The organism is Leptolyngbya sp. GGD (assembly GCF_026735145.1).
GTDB classification, from domain to species: Bacteria; Cyanobacteriota; Cyanobacteriia; order Leptolyngbyales; family Leptolyngbyaceae; genus Leptolyngbya; species Leptolyngbya boryana.
This window is the reverse complement of the sequence record NZ_JAPQKE010000002.1, coordinates 924,580-936,207: the sequence shown is the minus strand read 5'-3', so window position 1 is coordinate 936,207 and position 11,628 is coordinate 924,580. Positions and strand designations below refer to the sequence as shown.

The following is an 11,628-nucleotide window of genomic DNA, read 5'->3' as shown; positions in this document are numbered from 1 at the left end:
ATGGTTCCTGATGGTATGGCTATTTATTGTAAACAGAATTAGCGATCGTATTTCCGGGTGTTATGCCATGTTCTTGAGACAGATTCACTTGATTTTGGTAGGAATAGAGTTAAACCGCATTGCTTCTGATTCGACGTTGAGCACGGAGGAAATCACGTGATGAAAAGACAACCTTCTCAGCGCCATCGTCTGCTAAAGCAAGCTTTGAGTTTCACGATCGCGCCTGAAACAACTTCTGAAGCACCCTATCAACTTCAACCGGGAAAATCTGTCGTTTTTAAGATCCAAGTCACGAATCAATCTGCGAGTGCAGATCTAATTTTCTTAAAATGTTCGGAACTTCCGACGAATTGGTTCACGATCGAGTATCTAAGCCAAGCGACTGAGGATGCCCCTGGAATTATTCAACTGACTGAGAAGCTGGCGCTGAATCCTCAAGCCCATGGAGAGATTCACTTCACATTGCATCCACCCGCTGATGCAGCCATTGGAAATTACTTTCCGACCTTACAACTCATCTCAATGGGTGCGCCGGATCTGGTCATGTTGGATGTGATTTATATTCAGTTGTTACCGGATACGCATCTCGATATTCGGTTGACTCCTGAAAGTCGAACCATTCCGAACCAATCTGCCATCTTCGATTTTATGGTTCGGAATCGAGGCAATGTGACTCGAACTTTGAGACTTGAAGTAAAAGATTCACGCAACCTATTTCGAGTTGAAACGGATTTAGTAGACAACGTTTTGAAACTTGCACCAGGTCAAGAGAAGACGATCACATTAAAAGTTTTTCCTCATCATTCATGGCAGCGTCCACTCCGAGGAAAGCCAGTGCGATCGCTTGTTGGAGTGACGTTAATTCCAGTGGATGGGTTAGCCGATGCAGGTTCTCGCTATTTGACTCAATCCAAGCTAGTTTGGCTCCCGCAACCGAAATGGGTGCTCGCTCTCTTGACATTGATGGGAGCAGTTCCTGCTCTGTTTGCCTTAGGTGTGTTGTATCGATTTAATCGTCCCGCGATCGCAGCACCAGAAATCTTGAGTTTCAATGCGACCGGGCAAAGTGATACCGTGCGATTAAATTGGAAGTTGAACAATCCTGAAAGGCTCGGTAGAGTTGTCATTTCCCAGTTAAATGAAGGGGCAGAAGTTCAGACGGTTCGCTATGATTTCTCAACTTCGATTCCGCAAGAGTTGAAAGTCAAAGCTGACTCGAAGCAGGGATGTCGCACTGCTGCTGCGAAAAATAATTCTTCTGCATTGTGGCAGTTGCCATTGCCCAATTTGCCGTGGTTTGCGTCTCTCCAGCAAGTTCCTACTCCAACGACGATTACTTGTCAGAATATCCCCTTTGTCTCAAATCAGGCGGGAACTTTGAGATATAAGCTGAAGCTGTTCTCAAAATCAGCAGCCGATGCTCAAGTGCCGATCGCAGAATATACAACCAACGCGATCGCAATTAAGCCAGGAAGTAATGAGCCTCAGTTTGAACCGAGCTTTCCCTCTGCACAGCCTGCACAAATTTCGCTGGCATTTTCGATCAATGGCGTACCTGCCACCAGTCAACCTACACATAGTTTTTCAGTGCGAGAAGGAGAATCAGCACAGATTGTTGTGTCTTGGGCAGTTCAAGGGAGCACCGATGTCCAGCTTTTGCCTGGTTCGGGAAATGTTGAGCCAAGTGGTTCTACCTCCTATACGCTACGTGCAGGAGAAAGTAAAACTGTGACCTTGACTGCTCAAAACGCAGCCGGAGAGAGAGTCACCCAGTCAGCGGTGATGAGCGCGATCGGGGTTGGTTCTAGCGATCGTTCTCCCTTCCGTTCTGGCTCTCCGTTTCAGCCTCAACGGGTTCCGAAAGCAAGTCCTAATTCTGGAGATCCTGCTCCGCCAGAATCAGAAAACACTCAATCCAGCCCAGAGCCAAACAATACTGCACCTGAACAAAGCAGCCCAACTCCATCTACATCTGACGCTCCAACACCTGATGCTTCTCCAACTGCAAGCCCTTGAATGCAATGGAACTAAAATGTAACGGGACTGGCGGGATTCGAACCCTCGACCTAGCGCTTCAGATTTGTGTGAGTTTCCCCACTCTCTGGACTATACCTTCACCTTAAGCAAAAATGCTCTTAGGTGGTGATCGTCTAGTCTCTACACCTTCCTAACTTTCGATTAGGCTTGGCTCGGTATTCCCATGAATTGCAAACATTGCGATCGCATAACTACCAATCCAGCATTTTGTAGTCTTTCGTGTGCTGCTTCCTTCAACAATCGGAAATTTCCGAAGAAGAAAACCGCAAAGGCAAAAAGCTGCAAACATTGTAGGATTCAGATTTTCGGTAGAAGAACTACCTGCGATGACTGTAACCCTTCATATGTAGATTGGACGCGCTTAACTCTCAGCGAACTGAAAGCAAGAGCGAAGTACCAGCATTCCGCTAGGGTTCGTCAAGTCGCTAGACATATTTACCGCCAGTCTAATAGACCAAAATGCTGTGTTGTCTGTGAATATGACAAACACTACGAAGTTTGCCACATTAAACCTATTCAGGAATTTTCAGACCTCACACCTATTGCTATCATCAATGACCTCAACAATCTAGTGGCTCTCTGTCCTAACCATCACTGGGAGTTTGACCACGGTTTGCTTACCCTTTAGGGTTCACCGACTTTGACCACATTCACGCGCAGAGTTTCCTCTACGGTGCCCGATGTTTCAGGAGGCGCTCGCTCTATCCAGCTGAGCTACAGCCCCGGATAAGTCGAGATTATAGCAAGATAATTTTGAGATGCACATGAAATCTTTTAGAAAACTTGACCGCATCCCGAAGCCCAAGTCTCATCCCACGGTGAGCCGCCCGTTTCAAGTCCGGCGAGAGAACTGGTTGCTTCTAGAATTAAGCGATCGCTTTTATCCCATAGCGAGATCGTCACTTGTCCTCGCATCGTATCGCGACAAACAAACTGCATTCCATCGATCGTCGGTGCGCGGAGTGGAGTTCCAGGTAGATCAGTTGTCGCAATAACCGTCACACGATAATCCCGAGTGCGCGCATCCATCCGCCAATAGCCCCAAGGACGAATCACCCAATTGACCTCGGCATTCCAGGGCGCAAATTCGTAAAATTGACCTCGGTAGTGAATGCCGACCATTGCAACCGACTCCGTCCACCACAGCACGCCGCGCCGCCCACCACCCGCTGTGAGTGCTAAATCTGGTTCGTTATCAAAAGCATTGCAGTTTAGCCAAAACCATTTACTTGGAAATGCGCCACCCCAATTCTTCTCTCCATATGCTGGAGCATTGACAAATTTATAGTCTTTCCCATTCCAATTGATCCATCCGGTGGCATACCCATGCGCCATGAGAATCTGCCAGCCCGGTTCAAAAATCTGAAGTGAAGAGAGCCAGCTAGCGGTCGATTGACGATCGCCCCAACCGTAAATCGGCGAAATTGAATACTGCCATTCCGCAAACTTGCCGTCCGGTGATTTCAGCCGACCTTGATGCCAGGTATTCGTCGCCTGATAGCCTTCGGAAATCGTGCGATCGAACTGATCTGGAGCTAGCAATCCGGTGGGCTGTCTCGCATGTCCGAGCGCCAGACAATCTTTTGCTGCCCAGAAATCATGCGGATTCGAGAAAGTGCGCCATAGATGTTCGTCATCAATGCCTAAAATTTGCGCCATGCCGCCGCTAGTTGGTTGCCCCCCTTGCGGATCTTCGATCGAATACATAAAGGCAAACGTTTGCCCAATTTCAGGCAGCGTTACACGGTAGTACCAGCCCTCAAAAAAGCGGCGGGAACTGCCATCCCAGTGATAACCACTGTGAGGCGTGGGAAGCGGGCTAGAGTTTCGATTCATACAATCGGCATGTTTCACAAGGACCTGTGGGATTGACCGCGCAGCGAATATACGGCGATCGCGCATTATAAATGCAGGTAAAATCGCCAATCAGCGCGCCCACACCTTCAACATAATGATAATCAGGCGGAAGTCGTAGCAGAGATTGAAGCTGCTGTCGTTCGGCTGCTGCCATTGCGGCTTGGAGACGTTCTTGAGCTTGCAGTTCCAGTCGATGCCGGAGCAGAAACGTCAGAATCGTCGGAAGAAGCGCGATCGCGAGAATCAAGAGGACTGAAAGCATAAGTCTATTCTGAGGGATCAATCTAGAGACGGCTAGCGCTTTTCATAAAATCTTTGATGACGATCGCTGAAATTTTGGCAGAGTCTATGTCGGAACAAGTGGACGCGGTATTCTATACGGGCAACCCCAATCGAAAAATTGAATGGATTTTAGCCTGATCATTTCCAATTTTCTCAACCCGCCTGTTTTGTTCTTTTTTCTAGGAATGCTGGCAGTGTTGGTGAAATCTGACCTCGACATTCCAGCACCGATTCCAAAGTTATTTTCGCTTTATTTGCTGTTGTCAATCGGGTTTAAAGGCGGTGTCGAGCTAGCGAGAAGCGGAATTACACAGCCAATTGTGATCACATTGGCAGCCGCGATCGCCATGTCAATTCTGGTTCCGATCTATACGTTTTTTATTTTAAGAACTCGTTTAGATCCTTACAATGCAGCCGCGATCGCAGCCACTTACGGTTCGATTAGCGCCGTTACTTTTATTACGGCTGGTTCATTTTTGGATCAATTGCAGATTCCATATGATGGCTATATGGTTGCAGCGTTAGCATTAATGGAGTCGCCAGCAATCATTATTGGATTAATCTTAGTGAATGTGTTTACCGATCGCAGCGGGGATTCTGAATCGATTCAATGGTCGGAAGTCCTACAAGAAGCATTCTTGAATGGCTCAGTTTTTCTGTTAATTGGCAGTGTTGCGATCGGGTTTATCACGGGCGAACAGGGCTGGCACACGTTGAAGCCTTTTACTCAAGATATGTTTTACGGAGTGCTGACGTTTTTCTTATTGGATATGGGATTGGTCGCCGCAAAGCGAATCCAGGATTTACAGAAGTCGGGCTTCTTTCTGGTTTCGTTTGGCGTGTTGATTCCTTTGTTGAATGCCACGATCGGGCTTTTCTTAGCAAAAGCGATCGCGCTTTCTGCGGGTGATGCACTTTTATTTGCCGTTCTTTGTGCCAGTGCATCTTATATTGCAGTTCCCGCAGCGATGCGACTCACGGTTCCTGAAGCGAATCCTAGCTTTTACATTTCTGCTGCGCTTGCAATCACATTTCCATTTAATATTTTGCTCGGCATTCCCCTGTACGAATACGGAATTACATTACTTTGGTAAACCTATGCACGCTGTCAAACGGATTGAGATTCTTTCAGATTCGATCGAGCTTCCTAAAATCCTCAAAAGCCTGAAACAGTCAGAAATTCATCGCTACACTGTGATCCGAAATGTTGAAAGTAGTGGGGTTTCTGGCACAAATGAAACTGATGCCACTCTAATTGATATGGCGTATATCATTGCATTTTGTACGCCGGAACAGGTGAAAGGCGCGATCGAAAAAATCCGACCCATCTTGAATCGATTCGGCGGATCTTGCTATGTTTCTGATGCGATGGAAGTGCGATCGCTCAACTGTACTGCTCATCTATGACCATTTTGAGTACGGAGTTGACTGAGGTGCTGCTCTACGATTTGCAACGCTTGATCGAGTGCAGGCACAACATCGGACTGAGATTGATCGGTTATGAATGAACTTGCCGCTTGAGCATTGAGCAATTCATCCATTTTCTCGTAGAGTTTTTGAGCGATCGTGTGAGCGTCGCGGTTAAAGTTCGTGACCTGTTGGCGTTGATGGAATTTCAACGCGGCTCCACGTAATACTTGTAGGGTTGCTTGCTCTCCCATTTCAGTTGGCATCAGCCGCAGTCGTAGCAAAACGCGATCGCGCTGATAGAGCCGTTCAATTTCCACTTCTCGAACTTGAGTCACCAATTTCGGGGGAAGGTGGGTTAATTCTTTCAATTCGTCTAATAAAGCTTGGAATTTGGGAAGAGGAACACCCTCGATCGAAGCCTGTAAAATTCCATTTTGGCTCCAAAGAATGCGCCCATGTCTTGCTTGTCGCTCAAAGTACAGCCGTCCAATACCTTCACACAACACTCGTCCAAGTAATTCTTGTAACAGCCGTGCGGGCGGAAGCTGGCTAAGCAGCGCGATCGGTTCTTCTGAATATCGAGTACTGACGGCTAAATCAGGCAATGGATTCGAGGAAAGATTAGAAATAGGAACTTGGCTCGGTTCCGGCTCGGTTTCAAATTCAGCCGGATCTTCTTCAAGCACTAGCGTTTCTTTCTCGTGAAGATTTGGCTTTTCGAGTTCTAGCACTGGAGTGGGGAGCGGTTCTTGAGCGTGAGAACTTGGCGTTTCGGGTTCCGGAGCCTTGGTGAATCGTTCAGTCTTGGGATGAGTTTGATTGTAGTTTAAGTAAGCCGTGAGCGTTTTATGATGCGCCTCTGACGAAATGCTTTGAGGGACAAGCGAGTAATTTTGGTAGCCGATCATGCGTCGAGCGTATTCTAGGGCAGCCACATCATCTAACATCACCATCCCCAAATGAAGTTTGCCCTCCTCGATCGAGAGGGGCAAAATCTGGTGAAAGAGGCACGCTTCAAAGGGCAAAACGCGATCGACAAGCTGAAAAACCTGGTCTGTATTCATGGATGTGTCAACATGAGGGGATCAACTGCTGGTAAGCGATCCTGCTTCGAGCTAGGTTTTAATATTGTTCCCCAGAAGTTTACAGAAATGCTGCTGAATTTCACGTCTGCGTCAAGCCAACCTGCTGTCTTGTTTTTACATGGGTTTCTTGGGAACCATACAGAGTTTCATTCCGTAAGTTCGCGGCTGGAGCAGTTTAACTGCATGGCGATCGATCTCCCCGGTCATGGCAAAACTCAAGAAACGTGGGAGTATAGTCTGCCGAACACTGCTGAAGCGATCGTTGAGCTTTTAACACAGGCACAAATTGATCAAGCCAATTTGGTCGGATACTCAATGGGCGGACGCTTAGCGCTCTATTTGGCGTTGACTTATCCTGATCGATTTCCGAAGGTTGTGATCGAATCAGGTTCACCAGGGCTGAAAACAGACAGAGAGCGATCGCAGAGAATCCAGCACGATCACGAATTAGCCAATCGATTAGAAGCAGATTTCCAGCAGTTCTTAAGAGATTGGTACAACATGCCGCTGTTTCGATCATTTGCTGCGCATCCGAACTTCGAGCAAATCGTACAAGAGAGAGCAAAGAATAATCCGCTTGAACTTGCGCGATCGCTCAGAGAAATGGGAACGGGAATGCAGCCGAGTTTATGGAAGACATTAGAATCGCATCGGCAGCCGATTTTGTTGATTGTGGGAGAATGCGATCGTAAGTTCATCGAAATCAATCAAGAAATGGCAGAACTCTGTCCAACGGCAGAACTCGCAATCGTTTCAGATTGCGGTCATAACGTTCATTTTGAAAAACCAGAAGAATTTGTCGATCGGCTTCAACACTTTCTACTCGATTCGCAATCCAACCTCTAGCGCCCAAAATAAAAGCGGCTTCATCGCTGAAACCGCCCATGACCACACAGTAAACTTTTCTGACGCACTAACTCCAAATCTCCTCAAGCGCATTCAAATCTGTTTCGGAGAGCAGAATCATTGTTTCGTAGCCGATTCTACCCATCTCAGGCTCCTCGCCCAATTCCATCTCAACCAAGTACGACCAGTTTCCTGCTTCTGCTCGATACTCTTTCACCTTTCCTTCACCACCAATAAACCGCACGGATTGATCGGGGCTAAATTTTGGGACTGACTTCACGGCGATCATGTTCTTCACCTCTATACAACCTTGCAACCTTGCTTCCTTCTTCAACCGTTTCCGATGCGATTGCTGAAAGAATATCTAAAGCTTTAATAAAGATGTCTCTCCCGTATGGGTAAACGTTATCATTCGATAGCTCTTTCCTGGGAGCGAGAGCAATATCATCTTTACGGTTAGGATAACGCTACGACGAATGCTAACAACCCTGATCTGGCTCATTCATCCTGCAACACTTGGCGTATTCGTAAAAACAAGCGGCACTTGGATCAATGTTGCAACCGTGCTCATTGGAAGCGGACTCGGCATTGTGCTAAAAGGCAATCTGCCCACCCGAATGCAGCGCATCATTACTCAAGCGCTCGGATTGCTGACTTTGTTTCTCGGTGTAACGATGGCAGGAAGTTTGCTCAAGGTCAAGCTTGGCATTTTCGATGGCGTGATTATTGGGTTAATTGCGATCGTCATCGGCGGCTTACTCGGTGAATGGTGGCGAATTGATGCTCGACTTCGTACGATCGGGGATGCGTTGAAACATCGCTTTCAAGGAGGCGGAAGTTTTACAGAAGGATTTGTGGCGGCAAGTTTACTGTTTTGCGTTGGCCCGATGGCAATGATTGGGAGTTTGAACAATGGCTTGTCAGGAGACAATACACTCCTTTCGATCAAATCTGCAATGGATGGCTTAGCCTCAATCGCATTGAGCAGCAGCTATGGCATTGGAGTCGCGTTCTCGATCTTGCCGATCGTGGTTTATCAAGGCGGACTCTCGATCGCCGCTAGTTTTTTAGCGCAATCCCTATCTGAGCCAGCGACAAATCCATCCGTTTTACTCACCTCTGGAGTCGGCGGATTAATTGTGATGGGACTTGGCTTAAACCTTTTAGAGGTCGCAGAATTAAGCATTGCTGCATTTCTGCCAGGACTGCTGCTTGCGCCATTACTTTGTGCAATCATCGAGTGGTTGGCGTAACCGAAATCGATAATATATCCGTACATATAAACGATGCATGACTGCAGCTTGATCAAGGTTTTTTAAGATTTGCTACCAAATTCAAAAATGTCTCTATAATTGACGACGATAGTGATAACAGGATTGTTACTACTTCAAACCGACCCGGAAGAGCATCAGATCGATCAGCACTTCGATCACGATCGAATGCTTGAAAAATTTTATCTGAACTCTAAACTTGTGTCCCATTTACGAATTAGGAAGAACACAATGGTTGCAACGAAAAGAAGATCGCCGACCTCAACACTTGTATCTAAAGATTCGATCAGCGGAGCTTCCAGTGCGCTCAAGGATCTGCCTGAAAAGCCCAAAGAAATTTGGTCACTGAGAGAAGCCATTAGCCTGCTGAAAGATCAAATCATTTTGGCACTCGATCGTGGGTATACCTATACCGAGGTTTCGCAGATGCTTTCCTCGAAAGGTGTTGAGATTAGCCCTTCTACGTTGAAGTACTATCTCTCTTCTGCTCGTAAAGAAGATGGAAGTAGCACCAAAGGTCGTCGTCGTAGAACATTGTCGATGACAGCCGAAACTTTGCAAAACGGATCGGATGCTTTAGACAGCGAAGCAGGAGCTTCTGAAGAGAAGCCCAAGCGCGAAAAAGCTGCCCCAAAAGCAACCAAATCGGCTCCTAAAACGCCTGCGAAGCAACCTGCTAAAGCTGCAACTAAACCCGCAGCAAAAGCAAAAACCACGTCCACAAAAACGACGAAGACGACCACTCGCAAAAAATCAGCCAGTTAACGGATCGTTGTCGTTCAGCTTCCGCGATCGACATTCAGCAAGAACCTGTCTTATCGCTGAATGTCGATCGTTCATTCCCTAGAAGAATTTAGCCATGTTAGATATCTCTCTACCAGAGAGCCTTGATGCTTTCTGGATGCCTTTTACTGCAAATCGACAGTTCAAAGCTAATCCTCGTCTGATGGCATCTGCCAAAGATATGCACTACATCACAGTCGATGGGCGGCAGGTTTTAGACGGGACTGCGGGGCTGTGGTGTGTGAATGCAGGACATTGCCGCGATCGCATTGTCGATGCCATTCATCAGCAAGCCGCAACTTTAGATTTTTCGCCCACGTTTCAGATGGGACATCCTGGTCCATTTGCCTTAGCCGATCGCTTAGCCAAAATGCTTCCCGGCGATTTGGATCATGTGTTTTTTGCAAATTCTGGCTCAGAGGCAGTCGATACTGCGCTGAAGATTGCGCTGGCGTATCATCGGGTGCGGGGTGAGGCAAGCCGAACTCGGTTAATTGGACGAGAGCGAGGCTATCACGGGGTCGGATTTGGGGGCGTTTCCGTGGGAGGAATTGCTCCAAATCGTAAGTTCTTTGGCAGTTTACTTCCAGGCGTTGATCATCTTCCGCATACGCATAATTTAGAACAGAATGCCTTTAGTAAAGGACAGCCGACTTGGGGGGCACATTTAGCTGATGAGCTAGAGCGGATTGTGACCTTGCATGATCCATCCACGATCGCGGCTGTGATTGTTGAGCCTGTTGCTGGATCGACGGGTGTGCTGATTCCGCCTGTCGGGTATTTAGAGAAACTGCGATCGATCTGCGACAAGTACGGCATTCTCTTGATCTTTGATGAAGTGATCACAGGCTTTGGGCGCTTGGGCAAAGCGTTTGCGGTTGATTACTTTGGAGTCATGCCAGATTTGGTTTGTGTCGCAAAAGGCATTACAAATGCTGCGGTTCCGATGGGGGCTGTGTTTGCACGATCGTATATTTATGATGCGTTTATGCATGGGCAGGAAAGTGCGATCGAGCTATTTCATGGATATACCTATTCAGGACATCCCTTAGCCTGTGCAGCAGCAATGGCGACGCTGGATATTTATGAAGAGGAGCAGTTATTCGATCGGGCTGCCAGTCTTGCTTCATATTGGGAAGAAGCAATGCATTCGCTCAAAGGCGTGCCGCATGTGATTGATGTGCGGAATTTAGGATTAGTGGCAGGAATTGAGTTGGAATCCATTCCAGGACAACCCGGAGTTCGAGCTTACAATGCGCTAGTCAATTGTTTTGAGCAAGGCTTGCTGATTAGAACCACCGGAGACATTATTGCGCTGTCCCCGCCCTTGATTCTGGAAAAACATCATATCGATGAGATGGTGGAACGATTGAGCCACGTATTACGATCGATGTAATGTCCGAGAAGTCGGAGCGTTCTAAACTCCGACTTCTGAGATTGTGGAGTCGATTGCAATGATTTACTACCAATGGTTCACAAGTCCTTTAGGTCAAGTGCTGCTGACTTCAAATGGTCAATCGCTGACCGGGTTGCATCTGCACGGACAAAAATATTTCCCTAATCGAACTGAAGACTGGCAAGAATCAACGCTCGATCTGTTTGTGCAAGTTCAAGAACAACTGACAGAATACTTTGCACATCAGCGCCAGCAGTTTGATCTGCCACTTGAGCCTCAAGGAACCCCATTTCAAAAACAAGTTTGGCAATTGCTCACAGAGATTCCCTTTGGTCAGACTATCTCTTATGGCACATTAGCCAAACAAACTGGCAATCCTACTGCATCTCGCGCGGTCGGTGCAGCGAACGGTCGAAATCCGATCGCGATCGTCGTTCCCTGCCACCGAGTCATCGCAGCCAATGGAGCTTTAACAGGGTATGCAGGAGGAGTCGATCGTAAACAATGGCTCCTTCGGCATGAACAAGCAGAAGTGGGAAATTTATTGGGAAGCGTTGTTTGATTAAAGACTCCCCACTCCCCACAATCTCTACCTCCCGATAGAAGTTCCCCCTGCGCTACCCTCCGTAGCCTAATCTGTGATTGAATTTAGGCGGGGAAA

Annotated in this window: 13 protein-coding genes; 9 read left to right on the top strand and 4 right to left on the bottom strand. The window is 47.4% G+C overall.

Going from position 1 to position 11,628, the window contains the following annotated elements; all coding sequences use genetic code 11:
* Positions 1-159 precede the first annotated feature (159 nt).
* Positions 160-2,016 carry a COG1470 family protein gene (locus OU814_RS13200; protein WP_268183433.1) on the top strand — a complete coding sequence of 619 codons (1,857 nt, stop codon included), beginning with the start codon at positions 160-162 and terminating at the stop codon, positions 2,014-2,016.
* Between the two features lie 184 nt (positions 2,017-2,200).
* Positions 2,201-2,665 carry an HNH endonuclease signature motif containing protein gene (locus OU814_RS31370; protein ID WP_071596142.1) on the top strand — a complete coding sequence of 155 codons (465 nt, stop codon included), beginning with the start codon at positions 2,201-2,203 and terminating at the stop codon, positions 2,663-2,665.
* 146 nt (positions 2,666-2,811) lie between these two features.
* Here OU814_RS31370 and OU814_RS13195 read toward each other — a convergent pair whose 3' ends face one another.
* Positions 2,812-3,873 carry a tocopherol cyclase family protein gene (locus OU814_RS13195; RefSeq protein ID WP_268183431.1) on the bottom strand — a complete coding sequence of 354 codons (1,062 nt, stop codon included), beginning with the start codon at positions 3,871-3,873 and terminating at the stop codon, positions 2,812-2,814.
* Positions 3,857-4,156: a DUF6464 family protein gene (locus OU814_RS13190; RefSeq protein ID WP_017286423.1), complete on the bottom strand. Its 300-nt coding sequence runs from the start codon at positions 4,154-4,156 to the stop codon at positions 3,857-3,859. The genes OU814_RS13195 and OU814_RS13190 overlap by 17 nt, the downstream gene beginning before the upstream one ends.
* A gap of 142 nt (positions 4,157-4,298) precedes the next feature.
* On the opposite strand from OU814_RS13190, the gene OU814_RS13185 reads away from it, so the two are divergent.
* Together OU814_RS13185 and OU814_RS13180 are read left to right on the top strand one after the other, a co-directional pair.
* Positions 4,299-5,270, top strand: coding sequence for a sodium-dependent bicarbonate transport family permease (locus OU814_RS13185; RefSeq protein ID WP_017286422.1), 972 nt, complete (start codon positions 4,299-4,301; stop codon positions 5,268-5,270).
* Positions 5,271-5,274: 4 nt separating this feature from the next.
* A complete protein-coding gene (locus tag OU814_RS13180; protein WP_017286421.1) occupies positions 5,275-5,583 on the top strand; it encodes a P-II family nitrogen regulator in 309 nt (102 codons plus the stop codon).
* Here OU814_RS13180 and OU814_RS13175 read toward each other — a convergent pair.
* The gene (locus tag OU814_RS13175; protein WP_190647180.1) at positions 5,574-6,650 is read right to left on the bottom strand and encodes a hypothetical protein; all 1,077 of its coding nucleotides are present in this window, start codon (positions 6,648-6,650) and stop codon (positions 5,574-5,576) included. The two genes, OU814_RS13180 and OU814_RS13175, sit on opposite strands and share 10 nt — an antisense overlap.
* A gap of 12 nt (positions 6,651-6,662) precedes the next feature.
* Here OU814_RS13175 and menH point away from each other — a divergent pair, with 12 nt between their 5' ends.
* Entirely contained in the window at positions 6,663-7,517 is an 855-nt protein-coding gene (gene menH / locus OU814_RS13170; RefSeq protein WP_268183428.1) for a 2-succinyl-6-hydroxy-2,4-cyclohexadiene-1-carboxylate synthase, read from the top strand.
* A gap of 67 nt (positions 7,518-7,584) precedes the next feature.
* Here menH and OU814_RS13165 read toward each other — a convergent pair whose 3' ends face one another.
* Complete coding sequence (locus tag OU814_RS13165; RefSeq protein WP_017286418.1) at positions 7,585-7,806, bottom strand: hypothetical protein; 222 nt, start codon at positions 7,804-7,806, stop codon at positions 7,585-7,587.
* Between the two features lie 187 nt (positions 7,807-7,993).
* On the opposite strand from OU814_RS13165, the gene OU814_RS13160 reads away from it, so the two are divergent.
* From OU814_RS13160 to OU814_RS13145, 4 genes are all read left to right on the top strand, one after another.
* Positions 7,994-8,770, top strand: coding sequence for a DUF554 domain-containing protein (locus OU814_RS13160; RefSeq protein WP_190647179.1), 777 nt, complete (start codon positions 7,994-7,996; stop codon positions 8,768-8,770).
* A gap of 249 nt (positions 8,771-9,019) precedes the next feature.
* Positions 9,020-9,553 carry a sigma-70 family RNA polymerase sigma factor gene (locus OU814_RS13155; protein WP_144056144.1) on the top strand — a complete coding sequence of 178 codons (534 nt, stop codon included), beginning with the start codon at positions 9,020-9,022 and terminating at the stop codon, positions 9,551-9,553.
* A gap of 94 nt (positions 9,554-9,647) precedes the next feature.
* Complete coding sequence (locus OU814_RS13150; protein WP_268183424.1) at positions 9,648-10,967, top strand: aspartate aminotransferase family protein; 1,320 nt, start codon at positions 9,648-9,650, stop codon at positions 10,965-10,967.
* Between the two features lie 58 nt (positions 10,968-11,025).
* Positions 11,026-11,529, top strand: coding sequence for a methylated-DNA--[protein]-cysteine S-methyltransferase (locus OU814_RS13145; RefSeq protein ID WP_036045338.1), 504 nt, complete (start codon positions 11,026-11,028; stop codon positions 11,527-11,529).
* Positions 11,530-11,628 lie beyond the last annotated feature (99 nt).